Annotated in this window: 22 protein-coding genes and 1 pseudogene; 12 read left to right on the plus strand and 11 right to left on the minus strand. The window is 73.1% G+C overall.

Features of this window, described 5'->3' with window-relative positions; all coding sequences use genetic code 11:
* Positions 1 to 165 precede the first annotated feature (165 nt).
* From KME75_RS26390 to sigJ, 4 genes and pseudogenes are all read left to right on the plus strand, one after another.
* A complete protein-coding gene (locus KME75_RS26390) occupies positions 166 to 876 on the plus strand; it encodes an HNH endonuclease family protein (RefSeq protein WP_308283093.1) in 711 nt (236 codons plus the stop codon).
* 17 nt (positions 877 to 893) lie between these two features.
* Positions 894 to 956, plus strand: a pseudogene (locus KME75_RS46120) (MerR family transcriptional regulator); the annotation flags it as partial.
* 133 nt (positions 957 to 1,089) lie between these two features.
* Positions 1,090 to 1,302 (plus strand): hypothetical protein, encoded by a 213-nt coding sequence (locus tag KME75_RS46125; RefSeq protein ID WP_308283094.1) that lies wholly within the window; start codon positions 1,090 to 1,092, stop codon positions 1,300 to 1,302.
* A gap of 10 nt (positions 1,303 to 1,312) precedes the next feature.
* Positions 1,313 to 2,191 (plus strand): RNA polymerase sigma factor SigJ, encoded by an 879-nt coding sequence (sigJ, locus tag KME75_RS26400; protein ID WP_219417582.1) that lies wholly within the window; start codon positions 1,313 to 1,315, stop codon positions 2,189 to 2,191.
* Here sigJ and KME75_RS26405 read toward each other — a convergent pair.
* The 9 genes from KME75_RS26405 to KME75_RS26445 all read right to left on the minus strand — a co-directional run bounded on the left by KME75_RS26405 (position 2,166) and on the right by KME75_RS26445 (position 12,823).
* Entirely contained in the window at positions 2,166 to 2,744 is a 579-nt protein-coding gene (locus KME75_RS26405; protein WP_219417583.1) for a carboxymuconolactone decarboxylase family protein, read from the minus strand. The genes sigJ and KME75_RS26405 overlap by 26 nt on opposite strands.
* Before the next feature lie 73 nt (positions 2,745 to 2,817).
* Positions 2,818 to 3,234 (minus strand): YccF domain-containing protein, encoded by a 417-nt coding sequence (locus KME75_RS26410; protein ID WP_219417584.1) that lies wholly within the window; start codon positions 3,232 to 3,234, stop codon positions 2,818 to 2,820.
* A 119-nt stretch (positions 3,235 to 3,353) separates the two neighbouring features.
* Complete coding sequence (locus KME75_RS26415; RefSeq protein ID WP_219417585.1) at positions 3,354 to 4,592, minus strand: deoxyguanosinetriphosphate triphosphohydrolase; 1,239 nt, start codon at positions 4,590 to 4,592, stop codon at positions 3,354 to 3,356.
* A 3-nt stretch (positions 4,593 to 4,595) separates the two neighbouring features.
* The gene (locus KME75_RS26420; protein ID WP_308283098.1) at positions 4,596 to 5,237 is read right to left on the minus strand and encodes a YdcF family protein; all 642 of its coding nucleotides are present in this window, start codon (positions 5,235 to 5,237) and stop codon (positions 4,596 to 4,598) included.
* Positions 5,238 to 5,395: 158 nt separating this feature from the next.
* A complete protein-coding gene (locus tag KME75_RS26425) occupies positions 5,396 to 6,427 on the minus strand; it encodes an XdhC family protein (protein WP_308283095.1) in 1,032 nt (343 codons plus the stop codon).
* A gap of 281 nt (positions 6,428 to 6,708) precedes the next feature.
* A complete protein-coding gene (locus KME75_RS26430; RefSeq protein ID WP_219417587.1) occupies positions 6,709 to 7,899 on the minus strand; it encodes a mandelate racemase/muconate lactonizing enzyme family protein in 1,191 nt (396 codons plus the stop codon).
* Positions 7,900 to 7,913: 14 nt separating this feature from the next.
* Positions 7,914 to 10,700, minus strand: coding sequence for an ABC transporter permease subunit (locus KME75_RS26435; protein WP_219417588.1), 2,787 nt, complete (start codon positions 10,698 to 10,700; stop codon positions 7,914 to 7,916).
* 110 nt (positions 10,701 to 10,810) lie between these two features.
* Positions 10,811 to 11,602, minus strand: a complete 792-nt coding sequence (locus tag KME75_RS26440) for a carbohydrate ABC transporter permease (protein WP_219417589.1) — start codon at positions 11,600 to 11,602, stop codon at positions 10,811 to 10,813.
* 12 nt (positions 11,603 to 11,614) lie between these two features.
* Positions 11,615 to 12,823 (minus strand): ABC transporter substrate-binding protein, encoded by a 1,209-nt coding sequence (locus KME75_RS26445; protein WP_219417590.1) that lies wholly within the window; start codon positions 12,821 to 12,823, stop codon positions 11,615 to 11,617.
* Positions 12,824 to 13,147: 324 nt separating this feature from the next.
* Between KME75_RS26445 and KME75_RS26450 the strand changes: the two genes are divergently transcribed.
* Positions 13,148 to 13,795, plus strand: coding sequence for a Gfo/Idh/MocA family protein (locus tag KME75_RS26450; protein ID WP_219417591.1), 648 nt, complete (start codon positions 13,148 to 13,150; stop codon positions 13,793 to 13,795).
* 280 nt (positions 13,796 to 14,075) lie between these two features.
* On the opposite strand, the gene KME75_RS26455 is transcribed toward KME75_RS26450, so the two are convergent.
* On the minus strand, positions 14,076 to 15,131 hold the full coding sequence (locus tag KME75_RS26455; protein ID WP_219417592.1) for a LacI family DNA-binding transcriptional regulator: 1,056 nt from the start codon (positions 15,129 to 15,131) through the stop codon (positions 14,076 to 14,078).
* Between the two features lie 275 nt (positions 15,132 to 15,406).
* On the opposite strand from KME75_RS26455, the gene KME75_RS26460 reads away from it, so the two are divergent.
* The 5 genes from KME75_RS26460 to KME75_RS26480 all read left to right on the plus strand — a co-directional run bounded on the left by KME75_RS26460 (position 15,407) and on the right by KME75_RS26480 (position 18,722).
* Positions 15,407 to 16,774 carry a hemolysin family protein gene (locus tag KME75_RS26460; RefSeq protein ID WP_219417593.1) on the plus strand — a complete coding sequence of 456 codons (1,368 nt, stop codon included), beginning with the start codon at positions 15,407 to 15,409 and terminating at the stop codon, positions 16,772 to 16,774.
* A 70-nt stretch (positions 16,775 to 16,844) separates the two neighbouring features.
* On the plus strand, positions 16,845 to 17,843 hold the full coding sequence (locus tag KME75_RS26465) for a hemolysin family protein (protein ID WP_219417594.1): 999 nt from the start codon (positions 16,845 to 16,847) through the stop codon (positions 17,841 to 17,843).
* Between the two features lie 90 nt (positions 17,844 to 17,933).
* Complete coding sequence (locus tag KME75_RS26470; protein ID WP_219417595.1) at positions 17,934 to 18,134, plus strand: hypothetical protein; 201 nt, start codon at positions 17,934 to 17,936, stop codon at positions 18,132 to 18,134.
* Between the two features lie 19 nt (positions 18,135 to 18,153).
* On the plus strand, positions 18,154 to 18,387 hold the full coding sequence (locus KME75_RS26475; protein ID WP_219417596.1) for a ribbon-helix-helix domain-containing protein: 234 nt from the start codon (positions 18,154 to 18,156) through the stop codon (positions 18,385 to 18,387).
* Positions 18,384 to 18,722: a type II toxin-antitoxin system PemK/MazF family toxin gene (locus tag KME75_RS26480; RefSeq protein WP_308283097.1), complete on the plus strand. Its 339-nt coding sequence runs from the start codon at positions 18,384 to 18,386 to the stop codon at positions 18,720 to 18,722. Before KME75_RS26475 ends, KME75_RS26480 begins: the two co-directional genes overlap by 4 nt.
* A 112-nt stretch (positions 18,723 to 18,834) precedes the next feature.
* On the opposite strand, the gene KME75_RS26485 is transcribed toward KME75_RS26480, so the two are convergent.
* On the minus strand, positions 18,835 to 20,232 hold the full coding sequence (locus KME75_RS26485; protein ID WP_219417598.1) for a glycine--tRNA ligase: 1,398 nt from the start codon (positions 20,230 to 20,232) through the stop codon (positions 18,835 to 18,837).
* Between the two features lie 128 nt (positions 20,233 to 20,360).
* Between KME75_RS26485 and KME75_RS26490 the strand changes: the two genes are divergently transcribed.
* Positions 20,361 to 20,714, plus strand: a complete 354-nt coding sequence (locus tag KME75_RS26490) for an ArsR/SmtB family transcription factor (RefSeq protein WP_219417599.1) — start codon at positions 20,361 to 20,363, stop codon at positions 20,712 to 20,714.
* A 2-nt stretch (positions 20,715 to 20,716) separates the two neighbouring features.
* Positions 20,717 to 21,346: an SRPBCC family protein gene (locus KME75_RS26495; protein ID WP_219417600.1), complete on the plus strand. Its 630-nt coding sequence runs from the start codon at positions 20,717 to 20,719 to the stop codon at positions 21,344 to 21,346.
* Positions 21,347 to 21,413: the final 67 nt, after the last annotated feature.

The following is a 21,413-nucleotide window of genomic DNA, read 5'->3' on the forward strand; positions in this document are numbered from 1 at the left end:
GGCCACCGCGCGGTCGCCACCCGCTACGACAAGCGCGACTACATGTTCCGCGGAACCATCGACGTCGCCTCGATCAGGATCTGGCTCCGCGACCCCGTCCCATGATCCAAGGGACACGCTCTAGCCGCTCGCGGGCGACCCGCCGGGCATCGGCATGATCAGGGCGTGCGAAAGGGTCGCGGGCTGACGGCGGTGGCAGGGGCGGTACTGGCCGCCGGGCTCGCGGCGGGCTGTGCCGACCTCCGAACCGAACCGGTGCCGGAGAGCACCGGAGACGCCGTGGAAGCGCTCGCGGCCCTCCCCGTCAAGGGCCGGGCCCCGCGCACCGGCTACGACCGCGACGAGTTCGGGCAGCGCTGGGCCGACGTCGACCGCAACGGCTGCGACCAGCGCAACGACGTCCTCGCCCGCGACCTCGTCGACGAGACGTTCCGGCCGGGCACGCAGTCCTGCGTCGTGCTCACCGGACGGCTCACCGACCCGTACTCGGGGAGCGGGATCGCGTTCACCCGCGGCCAGGACACGAGCGACGAGGTGCAGATCGACCACGTCGTCGCGCTCTCGAACGCCTGGCAGACCGGCGCCCAGCAGCTCGACCCGGACACCCGGGAGCTGCTCGGCAACGACCCGCTCAACCTGCTCGCCGTGGACGGGCCCACCAACCAGGCCAAGGGCGACGGCGACGCCGCCACCTGGCTGCCCCCGCAGCGGGGCTACCGCTGCGCCTACGTCGCGCGCCAGGTGGCGGTGAAGGCCAAGTACGGGCTCTGGGTCACCGCGGCGGAGCGGGAGGCCATCGCGCGGATCCTCGACCGCTGCCCCGGTGAGCCGCTGCCGTCCGACCCCGCGGTCCCCGCGCCGTCGGGCGGGCTGTAGGTCGTGAGGTGGCCAACATGAGGATCGGCGAACTTGCGCGGGCGACGGGCGTGAAAGTGCGCCTCCTGCGCTACTACCAGGACCAGGGCCTGCTGACCTCCCACCGCACCGCGGGCGGCCACCGCCAGTACGCCCCCGGACGCTCCGGCCGCGGTCTCCCGGATCCGGGCCCTGCTGGCCGCCGGTCTCCCCACGAAGGTCATCCGGGAGGTCATGCCCTGCTTCGTCGGCGACGGCCCGGAACTCGAGGCCTGCGTCGTCGACCACCTCCGGGCGCAGCTCGACGACCTCGACGCGCGCATCGCCCACCTGCAGCACGCCCGCACGTCCCTCGTCGACCTGCTCACCGCGTCGCAACGGGTGCACCTCGAGCCGACCGGCGCGACTCCGGCGCCGTCCGCGCCCGCCTCGATCACCCACGCGTAGCGTCACCGTCGTGCGGACCGACGAGCGGGTCTTCGAGCAGCACCGCGCCCACCTGATCGGCGTCGGCTACCGGATCACCGGCAGCCGCGCCGACGCCGAGGACGCCGTGCAGGAGGCGTGGCTGCGGCTCGCCGCGCTCGACGACAGCACCCGGGCCGAACTTCGCGACGAGCGGGCCTGGCTCACCACCGTGGTCGCGCGGCTGTGCCTCGACCGGCTGCGCTCGGCCGCCGCGCGCCGCGAGCGCTACGTCGGCCCGTGGCTGCCCGAACCCCTGCTGACGACGGGCGATGGCGACGAACCGCTCGCCGTCGTGGTGCGCGACGAGGGCGTGCGGATGGCCGCGATGGTCGTGCTGGAACAGCTCACCCCGCCGCAGCGGGTGGCCTTCGTGCTCCACGAAGCGCTCGCGCTGCCCTACGCCGACATCGCCGAGGTGCTCGGGTGCCCCGAGGCCACGGCGCGCCAGCACGCGGCCCGCGCCCGCCGGATCGTCGCCGCCGCCGACCCGCCACCGCGCGCGTCCACCGCCGAGCAACGCGCCGTGCTCGAGCGGTTCGCGGAGGCGATGGCGCGCGCGGACCGGCGGGCGCTCGTCGAGCTCCTGCACCCCGGCGCCGCGCTCGTCACCGACTCCGGCGGCCGGACGAGGGCGGCCCGCCGCACCGTCGCCGGCGCCGAGAAGGTCGCCCGCCTGCTGCTGGGCCTGTACGAGAAGTTCGGCGACGCGATGCTGACCGACTGGACGCCGGTGCTGGTCAACGGCGAGGCCGGGTTCCGCACGCCGGCCTTCGCCGAGACCGGAGCCGGCGTGACCGTCCTGTCCCTGCGGGACGGGAAGATCGACGCCGTCTACCAGATGCTCAACCCCGAGAAGCTGCGGGATTGAGGCGCACCCGGCACGCCTCGTCGAACCCCTGGTCGACGATGCCGAGGGCGTGGTAGTTGCGCGCCCGCATGTTCTCCAGGGCGATCTCGTGGGTGAGCTCGACGAGTCCGGCGCGCCCGAGGACGGCCTCCAGCTCGGCGACCTGGGCGTCGGTCACGGTCGGCGGCTGGGCGGTCACCGCGTCGGCGTAGCCGATCGCGAGCCGCTCGACGGGCTCGTACAGCGGGCTCGTCGCGTACTCGTCGATGTGCTGCAGACGCTCGACGTCCAGCCCCTCGAGGCGCTGCAACATGGTGCCGAAGTCGACGCACCACGAGCAGCCCACCTGCGTCGCCACCCGGTACACCGCGAGCTCGCGCACCCGCGTCGGCAACGTGGTCGGCGCCCACTGGTGCGCGAACGCGGCCACCAGGCTCGCCCAGAACAGCCGCGGGTGGTGGCGGGCCACCGCGAACGGCTCCGGGACGGCGCCGAACCGCCGCCGCATCAGCCGGTAGGCGAGCCTGCCGATGACGCCCGCCTCGGCGTCGGGAACCGCGGGAATGCGTGCCATCTCGTCCTCCTCGTGATCGTCGTGCATCGGGAGGACGAGGCAGCGCCGCGATCCGTGACACCGTGGCGGTCGCTCAGCGGTAGGCGGGCCGGGTCTCGTACTGCGGGACCCACACCTCGTCCGCCTCGACCACGCGCGTGCCGAGCGGCACCAGCGCCAGCACGGCGAGCTTGAACGACGCGATCCCGAACGGGATGCCGACGATCGTGACCATCAGCAGCACCCCGGCGAGCACGTGAAGGACTGCCAGCTCCCAGCCGAACAGGAGGATCCACAGCACGTTGCCGAGCACCGACGGCAACCCGGCGGTCCGGTGCACCACGACCCGCCTGCCGAACGGCCACAGCGCGTAGCCCGCGAGCCGAAACGACGCGATCCCGAACGGGATCGTGACGATCAGCACGCAGGCCAGGAGCCCGGCGATGGCGTAGGCCAGCGCGAGCCACCAGCCGGCGAGGACGAGCCAGAGGACGTTCCCGATGGTGCGCATGCCTCCAGGATGCCCGGATCTCGGAGCCGGCGGCGGCGCCCATGCACCCCGTTTCCGCCCATGCACCCCGTCGACGGGGCGCACCGACCGAAACGGGGCGCGCCGGCCGAGAGGGGGCCTCAGCGGGCCGTGAGCCGGGCGTGTCGTGCGACCGCCTGGTGGTCGGTCAGGACGGCGACCTGGTCGACGACCACGCGCAGCCTGGCGGCGTCGTCGGCAGCCGCGGCCCAGTCCTGCGCGAACACCGGGTCGAGCGAGTCCGGGGCGCCGGCCGCCAACGCCTCTCCCAGCTCCGCCAGCAGCTCGCGCTGCCGGGCCTGCATCGCGAGGCGGTCCGGGTCGCTCATCACGTACCGGACCGCGACGGCCTTGAGCAGCGCGACCTCGGCGCCGGCGCCGGGGGGCACGACGAGGTCGGCCGTGTAGCGGCCCAGCGGGGCGTCGCCGTGCGCGGCGAGGGTGGCATCGGTGGCGGCGAGCACGAAGCGGCCGACGAGCTCGCTGGTGAGCCGCTTGAGCGCGACGTGCGCCTGGGCCGGGGCGGTGGCGGTGGTGAACCCGCGCACGGCGTCGACGACGGGCAGCGCGAGCAGCGCGTCGGCCGCCTCCGCCAGCGCCCCGGCCTCCCCGCCGAAGTGCGTGACGGCCAGCTCCACCAGCGCCGACCGCTCGGCGGGCGCGGCCAGCGCGGCAAGGTCGATGCGCCCGGCGAGGATCCCGTCCTCGACGTCGTGCACCGAATACGCCACGTCGTCGGCCCAGTCCATGATCTGTGCCTCGATGCACCGCCGGTCCTGAGGTGCGCCGTCGCGGATCCAGGCGAACACGTCGGCGTCGGCCGCGTAGGCGCCGTACTTGCGGTCGCCGCTGCGGCGCACCCAGGGGTACTTGCAGGAGGCGTCGAGGGTGGCCCGGGTGAGGTTCAACCCGCTGCCGCCGATCTTCGGCTCCAGCCGGGTGAGGATGCGCAGCGTCTGGGCGTTGCCCTCGAAGCCCCCGCACGCGGCGGCGAACTCGTCCAGCGGCCGCTCCCCGTTGTGCCCGAACGGCGGGTGCCCGATGTCGTGCGCGAGCCCGGCGGTGTCGACGACGTCGGCGTCGCAGCCCAGCTCCTCGGCCATGCCGCGGCCGATCTGGGCCACCTCGAGCGAGTGCGTGAGCCGGGTGCGGGGGGCGCCGGTGAACTCGACGCCCTCCCCCGGCCCGACGACCTGCGTCTTGCCGGCCAGCCTGCGCAGCGCCGCCGAGTGCAGCACGCGCGCGCGGTCGCGGGAGAACGGGCTGCGGCGGTCGGCGGCGCCGGTGCCCTTGACCGGTTCGGGACGCAGCCGGGCCCGGTCGTGGGCCGAGTACCCCACGGCTCAGCCCAGCCCGGCCGTCGGCGTGTCGAGGGAGTCGTGGGTGAGCCGGTAGTACAGCAGCGCCGCGGTCTCCCGCACGATGTAGCGCAGCTGCGTCTCCCTGGTCTGCACGACCGGACCGGTGCGCGTCGGGGAGCTCCAGGCCTCCAGCCCGCTGTCGCGGGCCATGATGCGCGCCCGCAGGGAGTGCCACGGGTCGCTGACGACGAGCGCGCTCTCCCAGCCGTCCTGCCGGGCGCGGGCCGCGACGGCCTGCACGCTGCCGAGCGTGTCGGAGCCCTCGCCGACGGCGACGACGTCCTCGGCCGGCACCCCCCGCTCCACCAGGTACGCACGCCCCGCCTCGGCCTCGGAGTAGGCGTCGCCCGCGCGTTGGCCGCCGGTGGTGACGATGCGCGGCGCCACGCCCTCCTCGTACAGCTCCTCGGCGTGCCGCAGCCGCGCGGCGAAGATCGAGCTGGGCTCACCGTCGTACTGCGCGGCGCCGAGCACCACCACCGCGTCCACCGGCCTGCGCTCGTCGACGCGCGCGACCTGCCACACCCGGAAGGCCGTGCCCCCGACGATCAGCGCGCCGACCAGGAGCGCACCGACGATCAGCCGGAACGCCCACCTCTGTCGCCCGCGGGGCGCCGCCGGCACGGTCGGCCACTCGGTCCGCCCGGGCTCGCCCCCGTCGTGCAGCGGCACGGTGGGCGCCTCGGCGTGCGGCGGCGACGCGTACGGGGGGCGGGCGTGCCGGGGCGGGGCCGGGGCGGTGCGCACGCCGCCGCGTGGCCGCCCCCCGCCGGTGCGGTGGTTCATCCGCCGATCCGGCCGTCCGAGGCGGCGAGGGCGGTGCCGGCCCGCCCGGACCGGGCCGCGATCACCTGCGCGACGATCGAGACGGCGGTCTCGGCCGGGGCGCGGGCGCCGAGGTCGAGCCCGACGGGCCCGTGCAGCGCGGAGAGCTCGGCCTCGCCGACGCCCGCCGCCAGCAGTCGCTCCCTGCGGTTGGTCTGCGTGTGCCGGGAGCCCAGCGCCCCGAGGAAGCCGCGGCCCGCGCGCAGGCCCTCGACCAGCACCGCGTCGAAGGCCGGGTCGTGGTCGAGCAGGACGAGCACGTCGGCGTCGGTGAACGCGGCGACCGCGGCCTGGGTCTCGGCCAGGTGCGTCTCCTGCCTGCCGTGCCACCCGAGCAGCGCGGCCTGCGCCAGCAGGGCGTCGGCGATCGCGCCGGAACCCACCACGAGCACGGACGGCACCGGCACCCACAGGTCGATCAGCAGCTCGCCGCCCTCGACGGCCACGCGCTCGGTGGCGGTGGCCCCCCGCCGCAGCAGCCTCCGCGCGGCCTCCACACCGGCGGAGCCGAGCTCCGGCGTGCCGAGTGCGCCGTGGACGTCGGCGAGGTCGGGACCGGTGAGCACCAGCGCACCCGCACCGTCGGCGGTGGACACCAGCGCCGCGGGCACCCCGCGCTCCAGCGCCGCACCCAGCGCGGCCGCCTGCGGTGCGGGCAGCGGGTGGCCCAGCAGCGTGGCACCGCCGCTGCACGCCAGGCCGGCGCCGAGCGCGCCGGCCTCGGAGACGTGGGCCTGCTCGGTGCGCGGCGCGTCGACCGCGGCGACCGCGAGCGGGCCCACCGCATCGGCGAGCGCCCCGCGGTACAGCTCGCCCGCCAGGGCACCGGCCGCGGTGCCGGCCACCAGCTGACCGCTCTCGACGGTGCCGAACCCGTGGCGCTCCAGCACCCGCACCACGCCGACGCCCTGGTCGGCCCAGCGCTGCAACGCGGCGCCGAGCTCCCGCAGCTGCGAACCGGGACCGGCGGCGGTGCTTACTTCGCTCACGGGCGCCAGGGTAGCGACCGGTACCGACACCGGGCGCGTCCACGACCGGCGTGCCCGCCGCGGAACGGCGCAAATGCTGTCGGCGCAGCCCGAACGGCCCGGCGTGCCCACCCCGCCGAAAACCGGCGACTCGCCAGTCGAAACCGGGCGACTCGCGGCTTTCCGCGAGTCGCCCGAAACCGACCGCACGTGAGTCGCCCGAAAACCGCACGTGAGTCGCCCGGAACGTGCACGCGAGTCGCCCGGGTACGAACGGGCCGAGCGCCCGCGCCGAGGTCCGCTCAGGCGAAGAAGTCCTCGTCGCCCGGGAGCAGGTGGGCGGCCGCGGCCTCCCGGTCGAACTCGACACCCAGGCCGGGCCGGTCCCACACGTCGATGAACCCGTCGACGACGATCCGCTCGGGCAGCCCCGTGACGATCGAGTACCACCAGTCCGGCTTCGCGACGGGGTACTCGAACGCGATGAAGTTGTCCGGCAGCGTGGCGCACACCTGCACGAGCGCCGCGAGCCCGAACACCCCGTCGAGCACGCCGTGCGGGGCGATCTGCACGCCGTGCAGGTCGGCGTACTCGGCCACCCACTTCAGCTCCGCGATGCCGCCCACGTCGCACGGGTCCGGCCCGACGACGCGCACGGCCTGCGTGGAGATCAGGTCCTTGAAGTTCTGCCGCAGGTAGATCTGCTCGCCCGTGTGCGTCGGGGTGCTCGTCGCGACGGTGACCTCGCGGTACTGGTCGGCGTGCACCCATGGCACGTAGTCGCCGGTGAGCAGGTCCTCGACCCACATGAGGTTGAGCGGCTCGAGCGCCCGCAGCAGCCGGATGGAGTCGGGCACGGTGAAGCCGGGACCCGCGTCCAGGGCCAGGCCGACCTCGTCGCCGAGCACCTCCTTCATCGCCTCGACGCACGCGACCGTGTGCTTGAGGCCGCGCTCGGTGAGCGGCCCGCGGTTGGGGTGGCGCGGGCCGGTGCGCAGCTCGCCGTAGGTGAAGTCGGCGGTGTTCTGCACCATGAACCCGTGGTAGGCCACGCCCTCCTTGATCAGGGTGAAGCCCTCCGGGGCGGCCTTCATCGTGGCCATCGCCTCGGCGTAGTCCTCCGGGCGGTGCCCGCGAAGCTGCGGCCGCACCCCGCCGTTGTAGACCCGCACCCGGTCACGCACCTTGCCACCGAGCAGCTTGTACACCGGCAGCCCCGCGGCCTTGCCGGCCACGTCCCACAGCGCGATCTCGATCGCCGACACCGCGGCGCCCCACGGCTTGAGCCCCGCGAAGCGGCGGATCTTCAGCAGGCACCGCTCGACGTCGGTGGGGTCCTCACCGATCAGGAAGTCCCGGTACATCTCCACGACGGGACGCATGTACGGCTTGGACGACTCGATCTCCCCGAACCCGTCGATGCCCTCGTCGGTCACGACCCGGACGATCGGGCTGTCGCCGATCATCGCGCACCTCAGGTCGACGATCTTCATCGGCTGCTCCCTCCTCAGCGCTCGCCGGTCACACGCAACACCCGGACGCCGAACGCGTCCAGTGCGACGCGGCCCGGTTCCACCGGCTCTCCCGAGACGGCGTCGGCCAGTTCGCCGGCGATCTCCACGTCCGCCACCACGGCATCCGCGTGCTGACTGACCACCCAGAGGAAGCGAGCGCCGTCCGGGTGCTCCAGCGTCTCGGCGTGCAAGAGCGGGTCCCGCACGGTCGCCGCCGGGCGCACGCCCGCCTCGGCGGCCAGGGCGCGGTAGATCCGCGCGGTGTCCTCGGGGTTCACGCCGGGCGTCATCGCGGCGAAGTGCTCCACCGGGTAGGTCCCGAGGACCATGAAGCCCTGCCCGACGCGGCGGCGCAGCAGCGCGGGCCTGCCCTCGGCGTCGGTCAGCAGCACCTCCGCGTCCACCGGGCGGACCGGCAGATACGAGCACGAGTTCTCGGTGCCCGCGGCGGTGAACGCGAGCCGCTCACCAGCGGCGAGGTCGCCGAACGGCTGTGCGACGGTGAGCTCGACCTCCCCGGACACCGGCTCGACCAGCCCGTACCGCAGCTGGTGCTCGACGCCGAAGATCCGGTTCATCTCCGCCCACCACGGCCCGCGCTGCCAGCTGTGCTCGCCCGAGCAGTAGGAGACGTAGACGGTGGCCCCGCCCGCCGCCAGCTCCTCCAGCCGCGTCCAGGTCGGCGCCAGCAGCGCCTTGGTGGACGGCACGAGATAGAGTCGGTGGCCATCGACGATGCCGTCGCGCTCGCGGACGAGGTCCAGCGGCACGTCGGCCTCCCAGGCGGCGATCCACGCCTGCCGCAGCGACCGGAAGACGAACGGCCCGTCCGCGGCGGGGGTGAGCGGGTGGCGCTGCTCCAGGTAGGACGACACGACCAGCGCCGCGTCGCTCGCCGGCCGCCGCAGGGCGGCGACGTCCACCGCCTCGAGGACCCGGGCGAAGTCGCGCAGCTCCCGGAGCGCCGGCTTGGGGCGCCCGTCGGAGTCGGTGAGGCCGAAGTACAGCTCGAAGGCGTGGTGTCGGTACGGGTCCTGGTCGGCGATGTGGCCGTAGTCGGTGTTGTTCCACGCGAGCCACCCGCGCGCGCCCGCCAGCAGGGACGAGTGCAGCACCTGGCGGTAGTAGTGCGCGGCGTTGACGTCCGACACGTAGGCCGAGGTCACGCCGAACTCCTCGAGCACCACCGGGCGGTCGGCGAAGTCCAGCAGGTGGCAGATGAACGCGGCGGTGAGGAACTGCCGGCTCTGGTCGTCCTCCATGCGGTAGACGTGCGGGCCGAGGAAGTCGACCAGCGGCGCGATGTCGCGGATGTGGAAGCCGTTGTCGGCGCCGGTGACCTCGATGCCCCACGCGCCGTCGCCGAGCGACACCGGCTGCGTCCCGCCGCCCGCGCGCACGGCCGAGACCATGAGCTCGGCCCACGCCGACACGGCCTCCCGGTCCTCGGGGCCGCCGCGGGTCTCCGGCCGCCCGTAGATCGGCATCTCGTTGGACACGAGCCAGCCGACGACCGCCTCGTGCCCGCCGATGCGCTCGACCATCTCCCGGATGAACCAGGACTGGCGGCCGACCAGCCAGACGTCGGTGTAGAGATCGCGCCCGCCCCGCCAGGACGGGTCCCAGTTCTCGCCGGACATGTGACCCACGAGGAACGTCGGGATCGTGCCGAGCCCGCGCTCGGCGTGCTGGTCGAGGAACTGCAGGAACGCCTTGACCTTCGCCTCGTCGATCCGGCCGGGCTCGGGCATGAAGTCCGGCCAGAAGAAGAAGCTGCGCGTGGTGTTGAGGCCGTGCTCGACGAGCGTGTCCAGCTCCTCGGCCACCGTCTCGGCGTCGTAGTCGACCCACATCCGCGGGCCACCCGCGCGGGACCAGTAGTTGACACCCAGCCAGGGCGTGGCCGGCATGCTCATGACTCTCCTCGTGCTCATGGGGGCGGTCAGCCCTTGACCCCGCCGCTGGCCAGACCGCGGACGAAGTACTTCTGCAGGATGATGAAGACGATCACCACGGGGACCGTCAGGACGACCGACGCCGCCATCGTCGAGCCCCAGTCGACGCGGAACTCGGAGGCGAACTCGGTGAGCGCGACGGGCGCGGTCCGCGCGGTCGCGGACGAGGTCAGCACCGACGCGAGCACGAACTCGTGCCATGACTGGAGGAACGTACATTCCCGCGGCCGCGATCCCGGGTGCCGCGACGGGCAGCGTCACGTAGGTGACGGCGTCCAGCCGGGAGCCGCCGTCCATCAGGACGGCCTCCTCCAGCTCGATCGGGATCGACGCGATCTGGTTGCGGATCATCCACGTGACCAGCGGCACCGTGATGACCAGGTGGGCGATGGCCAGACCCACGACGGAGTCCTGCAGCCGCATCTCGCCGATCATCTCGTAGAGCGGCAGCAGCAGGACGGTGATCGGCACCATCTGGCCGAGCAGGATGAACAGCGCGATCGGGCGCGCCGAGCGGAACCGGAACCGCGCGAGCGCGTACCCCGCGCTCGTGCACAGGATGAGCGTCATCAGGGTGACGAACGCGGCCGCGAGGATCGAGTTGACGAACGCGCGCGGCATCGAGGAGTTCGTGAACACCTCGACGTAGTTCTGCAGCGTCCAGGTGTCGGGGAACAGCGTCGGCGGGATCGCGAAGACCTCGTCCCGCGGCTTGAGCGACGTGAACACCATGACCGCGATGGGCGCGAGCGTCCAGATCGCCATGGCCGCGACGCCGATCCACGTCGCCGTGGCGAGCGTCCCCTTGCTGCGCAACGCGCTCATGCCGGGTCCTCCAGGTCACCGCGCACCGCTCGGACGTAGATGACGGCGAACACCATCGAGACGACGAGCTGGATGACCGCCACCGCGGAGACCATGGCGGCGTCGCCGTTCTAGAACGCCTGGTAGATGAGGATCGGCAGGATCGTCGACGAGCCGGCCGGTCCGCCGCCGGTGGCGACCCAGATGATCGTGAACGAGTTGAGCGCCCAGACGACCATGAGCAGCGCCGACAGCCCGGTCGTCGGCCGGATCGCCGGCAGGATGATGTGACGCAGCACGGCGAGCCCGCCCGCGCCGTCGATCCGGGCGGCCTCGAGCCGCTCGTCGGGGATCGACGTCAGCGCCGCCGAGACCATCAGCATGATGAACGGCGCGGTGAACCAGACCTGCACGATCGCGAGCGCGTACAGCACGACCGTCGGGTCCGACAGCCAGCCGATCGGCTCGGACAGGATCCCGGCCTGCAGCAGGGCGTGGTTGACCAGCCCGTAGTCGATCGAGAAGTTCCACTTCCAGACCGTGGCGCCGACGACGTTCGGGATGATCCACGGGATCATGAACAGCCCGCGCCACAGGCCGGCCCCGCGCAGGTGCTTGGAGTGCATGAGCAGTGCGGCGGCGTGCCCGAGCACGAGTGCCCCCACCACCGACACCACGGTCCAGACCAGCGTGTTGCCGAGTACCTGGACGAAGTCCGGCGAGTCGACCAGACGCACGAACGCCGCGCGGCCGTCGCCGCTGATCGCCCGCTGGAGCACCGCGACGATCGGGATGATCGTCAGCCCGGCCATCACGAGGACGGCGGGCAGCGCGAGGCCGAGGCCGGTCCGGCGCCGCCTGCGCTGCGTGCGCTCGCTCGTCGTCATGGGCCGGACCGGGACGAGGGTGCTTGCCGATGTCATCGCACGGTCTCCTTACCGGGCCGGTCCGAGCAGCCGGTCGGCCTCCGCCTGGATGGCGCGTGCGCCGTCCTCGGGGGTGCTCTGACCGAGCGCGACGGACTGGATCGTGCTGTAGACGGACGGGATCATCCCGACCCATGCCGGGTCGTTCGGGGTGGGAACGGAGTGCTCGGTGAGCTGCACCCAGTGCGCCTGGCGGTACTCGTCGTGGAACCGCTCGCCCTCGGCGGCGCTGATCCGGGCGGGGTAGGTCGATGTCAGCCGGGCCATGTTCGCCGGCCGGGACAGGAACGCGACGAGCCGCTCGGCGCCGTCGATGTTCTGCGCCTCGGCGGGGACGATGTAGCCCCACCCGTCCGCGCCCTGCATGCCCGGGCCGCCCGGGCCCGGCGTCACCGCCGTGCCGACGTTCATGCCGGCATCGAGCTGCAACTGCACGTCGAACACGCCGCCGATGTACATGGCCACCCGGCCGTTGATGAACAGCTCGCGCACCTCGGTGTTGTCGACCTCGAGCGAGCTACGCGAGGCCCAGCCCTCAGCGACCGACGACCCGACGATCTCCAGGGCCGCCCGCGACGACTCGACGGTCAGCTGCGGAACGCCGTCCTCCACGGTCGCGCCCGCCGACATCGCGAAGCCGAGGAAGCGGTTCACCAGGCCGTTCGGCGAGCCGTTCATCGGCCAGGCCACCCCCGCGACGTCACCGGAGGTGAGGGTCTCGGCGTCGGCGACGAACTCGCTCCAGGTCGCGGGCGGCTCGCTGATGCCCGCCGCGGCGAAGAGGTCCTTGTTGTAGATCAGGGAGATGCAGTCCCAGCGGTAGGGCACGGCGTAGGTCGCGCCGCCGCTGGACACCGCGTCGAGGGCGCCGTGGACGAAGTCCTCGCGCGGCATGTCCGGGCCGTACAGGTCCGACAGGTCGGCGAGCTGGTCGCTGCGGATGTAGGTCCGGGTGCGGGACACCAGGTCGGTGATGACGTCCGGCGTGTCCCCCGAGTCCAGCGCGACGGAGATCTTGTTCGCCATCGTGTCGAGCGTCGTCTCGACCATCCGTACCGTCAGGTCCGGGTTCTCCGCCTCGAACTGCGCCACCAGCTCGGTGGCGATCGGCGTGTCCCAGTTGGGCAGCCACCAGGTGACGGTCGTCGAGGGGTCGCGGCCCGAGACCACCGCCGAGGCGATCGTCCCCACGACTCCGAGCACCAGGGCTGCGGACACACCGATGAATGCCGCCGTTCTTCCACGAATGGCCACGGCGCTCCTCCCGAAATCGACCACGTTGTCCAGAAACCGGTTTCTATTGATCGACCGCGATGCGGCGGCGACGGGTAGGCCGCAGCCTGCGTCGTGCAACCTTTGGCTTGTGACACCGAGCACAGATCCATAAGTTCGGATCCGCGGCGCTCGGCCACGGCGATGTAAACCGGTTTCGCTACCTAGCACGCGACCGGCGGATGCGACAGCCGTTCCCTGCGCGGGCTGCGACGGCACCGGCGGGCGACGACGATCCGGGCACGCCGACGACGACGAGGAGAAGGCTCCATGACCTTGCGCACGGGAATCATCGGGACCGGCGGCTGGGCGAGCGGGACGCACGCCCCCGTGCTGGCCGCGCACCCGGGAGTCGAGTTCGTGGGCGCCTGGGGACGCAACCACGCGGCGGCGGAGGGCCTGGTCGCTCCGTTCGGCGCGCGGGCGTTCCCCGCGGTCGACGACCTCCTCGACGCCGTCGACGCCGTCGTGCTCGCCGTGCCGCCGACCGTGCAGCCCGACCTGGCGGTCCGGGCCGCGCGCGCCGGCACCCACCTGCTCCTGGAGAAGCCGCTCGCCCTCGACGTCGCCGAAGCGCGGCGGATCCGCGACGAGGCCGCCGCCCACGACGTGGCGGGCCTGGTCTTCCTCACCTCCCGGCACCGGCCCGAGCAGCGCGCGTGGATCGCGGCGGCGCGGGAGCACGCCGGCTGGCACAGCGCCCACGCCAGCTGGCTCGCCGGCCTCTACGCGCCCGACGCACCGCGCGACGACACCGACTGGCGGCAGGCCCGCGGCGCCCTCTGGGATGTCGGCCCGCACGCGCTGTCGGTGACCCTCGGCGTGCTGGGGCCGGTGCGCGAGGTCGCGCCGCCCGCGGCATCGGCGACACCGTGCACCTCGCGCTGCGCCACGCGGCGGGGCCGTCCAGCACCGTGACGTTGAGCCTCACCGCGCCCGTGCAGCAGAGCCTGTTCACCGCGGTGGGCGCGGCGGGCGTGCTGCCGATGCCGACGCCGCTGTCGACCGTGCAGGTGGCCGCGGCGACCGCGGTCACCGACCTCGCCGCGATGGCGGCGAGCGGGCGCGGAGCCACGACGTCGACCTGTCCTTCGGCACGGAGATCGTGGAGGTGCTCGCCGCCGCGCAGGCCGCGCTGGACCTCGGCCGGGCCGTCGGGTGCGACGAGGTCTGTATCACTGGGTGAACCGCGGGCCGGTCAGGCCACGGGCCCGGTGGACTCGCGGATCACCAGCACCGGGTCCGGGAGCGGCTCGGGCGGTGCGACGGGCACGCCGAGCTGGTCGAGCAGGCGCCGGGCGCAGCGCTCGCCGAGCCCCTGGACGTCCTGCTGGATCGTCGTCAGCGCCGGGGTGGTCCACCGGCTGAGGTGGATGTCGTCGTGTCCGATGACCGACAGGTCGTCGGGCACGCGCAGGCCACGGGCGATGGCGGCCCGGCAGCCCGCGATCGCCATGGGGTCGCTGTCGTAGAGGATCGCCGTGGGGGCCTCGGGCTGACCGAGCACGTCGACGGTGGCGCGGTACCCCTGCTCCGCGGAGAAGTCGGTGCGCGCGATGCCCACGACCGACAGCCCGTTGGCCGATACGGCCTCGTAGAACGCCTGGGTGCGGTACTGGACGTGGGAGCGGTCCGGTGGCCCCGCGACGTAGGCCAGCCGCCGGTGCCCCAGCGCGGCCAGGTGCGCCACCGCGTCGGCCACGCCCCCGCCCGGGTCGGCCGGGCCCACCCACGGGAGGTCCGTGCGCGCCCACGGGCGGGACACGATCACGGCGGGCAGGTCCAGCTCGTCGACGATGTCGAACCGCTGGTCCATGATCCGCGACTCGGCCAGGAAGACCCCGTCGATCCGCTGCGTCTGCGCGAGCGTGACGTACGCGTCCCGCTCCTGGGCCGGCGTGGTGTGCTCGGCGATCTGCAGCAGCAGCCAGTAGCCGTGTTCGGCGAGGGTGCGCTCGATGCCCGAGAGCAGCTCGGCGAAGTACGGGTCGGACGACAGCAGGTCCGGCGCGCGGTTGATGACGAACCCGACCGCCCCCGACCCGCCACTGGTGAGGGCGACCGCCCGCGCCGACGGCTGCCAGCCCAGGCTCGCGGCCACCATGAGCACCCGCCTGCGGGTCTCCTCCGACACCCCGCTGCGGTTGTTGAAGGCCTTCGACACGGTCGCCTTCGAGACGCCGGCCAGCTTCGCGACCTGCGAGATCGTGGCCCGGCGCGCTGCCGGGGCGCCTGCGCCGCTCGTGTTCGTCACATCCGTCCCTGGGCTGCGGGGGCTGGCCCGCGTGGTCGTTGCGGCGCGATCGGAGCCGCAGCTCCACGATCCGCCGGAAAAGGAGGAGTGGCGACTCTACGCCACCCCCGCCGTGTGACGTGATCGTCGGCGTTCTGCGGAACAGCGACCGCTGCGGGTACGTTGATCGGACGAACCGCCCGTGCATCGGGCCCCGACAACACAGGACCCATGGATCCCGCAGACAGTACCGGCGCCGTCCTCGCAGGACGGCCCTCTGCACGGGCGGACCGCCCGTGACCATCCTCCTCTCCATTCTGCTGGGCACGCTCGTCGTCGTCGCGATCACCGCGCTGACGGGCTACTTCGTCGCCCAGGAATTCGGCTACATGGCCGTGGACCGCTCCCGGCTGAAGGCCCGCGCAGGCGCTGGTGACGCCGGCGCGGCACGCGCGCTGGACATCACCCGCCGCACGTCGTTCATGCTCTCCGGCGCCCAGCTGGGCATCACCGTCACCGGTCTGCTCGTCGGCTACGTCGCCGAGCCGATGATCGGCGACGGCATCGGCGAGCTGCTCGGCGGCGTCGGCGTCCCGGCGGCCGTCGGGGTCGCGGTCGGCGCCGTGTTCGCGCTGCTGCTGGTCACCGTCGTGCAGATGGTGTTCGGCGAGCTGTTCCCGAAGAACCTCGCGATCGCCCGCCCGGAACCGGTGGCCACCGGGCTCGCGCTGTCCACGTCGGTCTACCTGAAGCTGTTCGGGTGGCTGATCCGGCTGTTCGACGCCGCATCGAACCTGCTGCTGCGGGTGCTGCGGATCGAGCCGGTGCACGACGTGGAGCACGCCGCGACACCGCGTGACCTGGAAGCGATCATCGACGAGTCCCGCGACAGCGGCGACCTCGACGACGACCTGTCCACGCTGCTGGACCGCGTCCTCGACTTCAGCGACCGCACCGCCCGCGGGGCGATGATCCCGCGGCCCCGGGTCACCTCGGTGGCCGCGGACGACACCGTCGCCGACCTGGTCGAGGTCATGGCGGCGTCCGGGCACTCCCGGCTGCCGGTGATCGGCCGGTCGGCCGACGACGTGGTGGGCGTGATCTGCCTGCGCGACGTCCTCGCCCTCGAGGGCCGCGACCTCACCGCCGTCCGGGTGCGCGACGTCGCGCGGGTGCCCGTCCTCGTCCCCGCGTCGCTGCCGCTGCCCGCGGTGCTCGACCGGCTGCGGGAGGCGGGCGACGAGTTCGCCTGCGTCGTCGACGAGTACGGCGGCCTGGCGGGCGTCGTCACCGTCGAGGACATCGCCGAGGAGCTCGTCGGTGAGATCACCGACGAGCACGACGCCGCCGGCGTGGACCGGCTGCGGATCGGCGACGGCGAGTGGACCGTCCCGGGCACCGTCAGCATCGACGAGGTGCAGCGGCTGGTCGACGCCGAACTGCCCGACGGCGACTACCAGACGATCGGCGGCCTCGTGATCAACGAGCTGCAGCGGCTGCCCGAGCCGGGCGACGAGCTGGTCCTCACCCTGCCCGCGGAGCCCGGTTCCGAGGAGGACGCGCCACCGCGGCGGCTGGCCGTCACCGTGTGCGCCGTCGAGCGCCGGGTGCCCGCGACGGTGCGCCTGAGCTGGGCCGACACCCTCGCGGAGGTGCCGGGATGAGCGAGCTTGCGAGCGAATCAATGTCACAGCGTCTTCGCGAAGCGTTGGCCGAGCGCAGCGAGGCCATACGATGAGCATCGGCGCCTCCCTCGCGGTCTCGGTCGGCCTCATCGCACTGAGCGCATTCTTCGTGGCCGCGGAGTTCGCCCTGGTGGCGGCGCGTCGCTACCGGCTGGAGGAGGCCGCGGCGACGAGCGCGTCGGCGCGGGCCGCGCTGAAGAGCGCGAAGGACCTCTCGCTGCTGCTCGCCGGGTCCCAGCTCGGGATCACGCTGTGCACGGTGGGGCTCGGCGCGGTCGGCAAGCCGGCCGTGGAGCACCTGCTGGCACCGCTGTTCACCGGTCTCGGTGCCACCGGCGCCGCGGTGGTGTCGTTCCTGCTCTCGCTCGTCGTGGTGACGTTCCTGCACCTGGTGGTCGGTGAGATGGCCCCGAAGTCGTGGGCCATCGCCCACCCGGAGCGCTCGGCCACGCTGCTGGCACTGCCGATGCGCGCGTTCATCGTGGTGACCCGGCCGCTGCTCGTCGCGCTCAACTCGGTGGCGAACCGCTGCCTGCGCGCGGTGGGCGTCGAGCCGGTCGACGAGCTGGCGTCCGGCCGCAACCCCGACGACCTGCGCGAGCTCGTGGATCACTCGGCCACGGCGGGTGCGCTCGACGCGGAGCGGCGCAACCGGCTCGTCACCGCGCTCGAGCTGGACACCGCGCCCCTGCGCGAGGCCGTCCGGCCGCGCGGCGAGGTGGCGGGGGTGCCCGCGGACGCCGATGTCGCGGCGATCCGCTCGGCGTCGCGCACGAGCGGGCACCTGCGGCTGCTGGTCGGGGCGCCGGACGGGCGGCCGCTCGGCATGGTGCACGTCCGCGACGCGCTCGCCCGGCCGGCCACGACCACCGCGGCCGACCTCGTGCGCCCGGTCCTCACGCTCGGCGCGGATCTGCCGATCGCGGACGCGCTCGCGGCGATGCGGGAGCGGCGCAACCATCTGGCCCTCGTCGAGGCCGACGGTGAGCTGCTCGGCATCGTCACGCTGCAGGACCTGCTCGACCGGCTGCTCCCGGCGGCCGTGTAACGCGTTCGGGGGCCCGGCAGGCGTTCAGCTCGCCGGGCCACCCGCACCGGCCTACCCTCGGCACCCACCGCCGCACGGGAGGCCGATCCGATGCACGATCCGACGCTGCGCCCGGCCCAGCTCGACGACACCGCGCTGGACAAGGTCCGCCACCTGGAGCAGGAGCTCGGGTGCCCGCTCGTCGCCTACGCGCGCGAGACGCCCTACGCGCCACTCACCGACGAGCAGGTCGCGGCCCTGCAGCGCGCGGAGGCGGAGCTGGGCGTCCGCCTCCTCGCCTTCCAGGCGTAATACCGGTTATACTCGCCATATGAAGATCGCCGTCTCCGTGCCCGACGAGCTGTACGAGCGCGCCGACGAACTGGCCGCACGGCTCGGCGTCAGCCGCTCGCACGTGTACGCGCAGGCGCTCGAGGCGTTCCTCCAGGAGCACGGCGAGGATCCGGTCACGGCCAAACTCGACGAGCTGGCCGCCCAGCAGGGCGGCCCCGTCGACGCCGCGGCCGGGCGGCGGCTCATCGACGCAGGCCACTGGGAGTGGTGAACCGCGGGGACATCTGGTGGATCGACTTCGGGGAGCCGACCGGGTCCGCGCCCGGCTACCGCCGCCCCGCCGTCGTCGTCTCCTCCAACCGGTTCAACCGCTCGCGGATCCGCACCGTGATCGTCGCCGCCGTGACCTCGAACCTCCGGCTGGCCGAGGCGCCGGGCAATGTCGCGCTGCCTCCCGAAGACACCGGGCTCGACCGCCCGTCGGTGGTCAACGTGTCCCAACTCGTCTGCGTCGACCGCGACATGCTCGACACCCGGGTCGGTGCCCTCGACCCGGCGCAGCGGCGGGCGCTCGACACCGGCCTGCGACTCGTGCTGGCGCTGTAGCCCGTCGGGAGCGAGTGGCGCGTGAGCGGAACTACAGCGCTGTTCGATCTTCCCCCGAGAACCGTGGTGTTCCGTTCACCCGCCGAGGCGAACAGGCGGCCGGTCGGGGGTGTCAGCAGCCGAGCAGCCGCGCGGCGAGGTAGCCCTCGACCTGGTCCAGCGCCACCCGCTCCTGCGCCATCGAGTCGCGCTCGCGGATCGTCACCGCCTGGTCGGTGAGGGTGTCGAAGTCGACCGTGATGCAGAACGGCGTGCCGATCTCGTCCTGGCGCCGGTAGCGGCGGCCGATCGCGCCCGCGTCGTCGAACTCGACGTTCCAGTTCCGGCGCAGTGCGGCGGCGAGGTCGCGGGCCTTGGGCGAGAGGTCGGCGTTGCGCGACAGCGGCAGCACCGCGGCCTTGATGGGCGCGAGGCGCCGGTCCAGCCGCAGCACCACCCGCTTGTCCACGCCACCCTTGGCGTTGGGCGCCTCGTCCTCGGTGTAGGCCTCGATGAGGAACGCCATCATCGACCGGCCCACGCCCGCCGCCGGCTCGATGACGTACGGGCGGTAGCGGGTGCCGGAGGCCTGGTCGTAGAACGAGAGGTCCACGCCCGAGTGGTTGGAGTGCGTGGTGAGGTCGAAGTCGGTGCGGTTGGCGATGCCTTCGAGCTCGCCCCACTCCTGCCCGGTGAAGTCGAACTTGTACTCGATGTCGACCGTGCGCTTCGAGTAGTGGGAGAGCTTCTCCTTGGGGTGCTCGTAGTGGCGCAGGTTCTCCCGGGCGATGCCCAGGTCGACGTACCACTTCGTGCGCTCGTCGATCCAGTACTGGTGCAGCTCCTCGTCGGTGCCCGGCTCGACGAAGTACTCCATCTCCATCTGCTCGAACTCGCGGGTGCGGAAGATGAAGTTGCCCGGCGTGATCTCGTTGCGGAAGCTCTTGCCCATCTGGCCGATGCCGAACGGGGGCTTCTTGCGCGACGTGGTCTGCACGTTGAGGAAGTTGACGAAGATGCCCTGCGCGGTCTCCGGGCGCAGGTAGGCCAGGCCCTCCTCGGACTCGACCGGGCCGAGGAAGGTCTTGAGCATCATGTTGAAGTCGCGCGGCTCGGTGTACTGACCGCGGGTGCCGCAGTTGGGGCAGGGCACGTCGGACAGGTCGTCCTCAGCGGCCGGCTTGCCCGTGCGCTCGGTGTACTCCTCCGCGAGCTGGTCGGCGCGGAAGCGCTTGTGGCAGCTCTGGCACTCCACCAGCGGGTCGGTGAACACCCCGACGTGACCCGAGGCGACCCACACCTGGCGCGGCAGGATCACGGAGCTGTCCAGGCCCACGACGTCCTCGCGGCCGGTGACCATGTTGCGCCACCACTGCCGCTTGACGTTCTCCTTGAGCTCCACACCCAGGGGCCCGTAGTCCCACGCCGAGCGGGTACCGCCGTAGATCTCGCCGGAGGCGAAGACGAAGCCGCGCCGCTTGGCGAGCGCGACGATGGTCTCGATCTTGGCGGAACTCGGCTTGCTGGCCACGGGGCTGTACTCCTGGGGACGGGAGGACGAGAGAAGGGTCCAGCGTAGCGACCGCGCACCATCGGGTTCCGCGGGCGGTCACAGTTTCGGCCTGTACTTATATAAGCTGCTGCTGTAGCTTCGGCGGCGTGCACGCGTTCGACGTCCTCGGCGACCCGGTCCGGCGCCGGATCCTGGAGCTGCTCGCCGACGGCGAGCTGACCTCCGGGGCGGTGTGCGCCGTGGTCCGCGAGGAGTTCGGGATCTCCCAGCCCGCCGTCTCCCAGCACCTCAAGGTGCTGCGCGAGAACGGGTTCGCCACGGTGCGCGCGGAGGGCACCCGGCGGCTCTACGCCGTCCGGACCGACCCGCTGCGGGACGTCGACGTGTGGCTCGACCGCTTCCGGCGCTTCTGGACCCCGCACCTCGCCGCGCTGGCCACCGAGGTGGCCCGCGGCAAGCGGGAGCGCCGCCTGCGCGAATCCGACAACCCCGAGGAGTGACCGTGATCGACGTGACCCACCAGATCAATGCCGTGCGCCGCCAGGTCGGCAGCCGCACCCTGGAGGCAGGGCAGGCGCGGGTCGTGGTTGTGAGCCAGGTCTACGACACCGACATGGACGACCTGTGGGACGCCTGCACCAACCCCGAGCGGCTCCCCCGCTGGTTCCTGCCCGTCTCGGGAGACCTGCAGCTCGCCGGCCGCTACCAGCTGGAGGGCAACGCCGGCGGCACTGTGGAGCGCTGCGACCCGCCGAAGAGCTTCGCCGCGACCTGGGAGTACGGCGGGGAGGTGAGTTGGATCGAGGTGCGGCTGTCCCCCGATGCCGACGGCGGCACCCGGTTCGAGCTCGAACACACCGCGCACGTCGACGACGAGCGGTGGGCCGAGTTCGGTCCTGGCGCGGTCGGGCTCGGCTGGGACGGGATGCTGGCGGGCCTGGCCCTGCACCTCGGGTCCGGCGCCGCGGTCGACCCGCAGGAGAGCGCGGCGTGGGTCGCGTCCGACGAAGGCAAGCGATTCTTCACGGAGGCCGGCGAGCGGTGGTACGGGGCCGACGTCGCCGGCGGCACCCCCGCCGACGCCGCCCGCGCCGCCGCCGACCGCTCCATCGCCGCGTACACGGGCGCCTGATCCGGGCGACTCGCGCGACGAATCCGGGCGACTCGCGCGCGGAAAACCGGCGACTCGCGGACCCGCG

It is taken from the genome of Pseudonocardia nigra (assembly GCF_019396355.1).
GTDB classification, from domain to species: domain Bacteria; phylum Actinomycetota; class Actinomycetes; order Mycobacteriales; family Pseudonocardiaceae; genus Pseudonocardia; species Pseudonocardia nigra.

Excerpts from the sequence above, each read along its gene's own strand:
- KME75_RS26435 (WP_219417588.1), bottom strand. The coding sequence starts at position 10,700 with ATGAGCGCGTTGCGCAGCAAGGGGACGCTCGCCACGGCGACGTGGATC.
- KME75_RS26470 (WP_219417595.1), top strand. The coding sequence starts at position 17,934 with ATGCACGATCCGACGCTGCGCCCGGCCCAGCTCGACGACACCGCGCTG.
- KME75_RS26440 (WP_219417589.1), bottom strand. The coding sequence starts at position 11,602 with ATGACATCGGCAAGCACCCTCGTCCCGGTCCGGCCCATGACGACGAGC.
- KME75_RS26475 (WP_219417596.1), top strand. The coding sequence starts at position 18,154 with ATGAAGATCGCCGTCTCCGTGCCCGACGAGCTGTACGAGCGCGCCGAC.
- KME75_RS26465 (WP_219417594.1), top strand. The coding sequence starts at position 16,845 with ATGAGCATCGGCGCCTCCCTCGCGGTCTCGGTCGGCCTCATCGCACTG.
- KME75_RS26410 (WP_219417584.1), bottom strand. The coding sequence starts at position 3,234 with ATGCGCACCATCGGGAACGTCCTCTGGCTCGTCCTCGCCGGCTGGTGG.
- KME75_RS26430 (WP_219417587.1), bottom strand. The coding sequence starts at position 7,899 with ATGAAGATCGTCGACCTGAGGTGCGCGATGATCGGCGACAGCCCGATC.
- KME75_RS26405 (WP_219417583.1), bottom strand. The coding sequence starts at position 2,744 with ATGGCACGCATTCCCGCGGTTCCCGACGCCGAGGCGGGCGTCATCGGC.
- KME75_RS46125 (WP_308283094.1), top strand. The coding sequence starts at position 1,090 with ATGCCCTGCTTCGTCGGCGACGGCCCGGAACTCGAGGCCTGCGTCGTC.
- KME75_RS26450 (WP_219417591.1), top strand. The coding sequence starts at position 13,148 with ATGACCTTGCGCACGGGAATCATCGGGACCGGCGGCTGGGCGAGCGGG.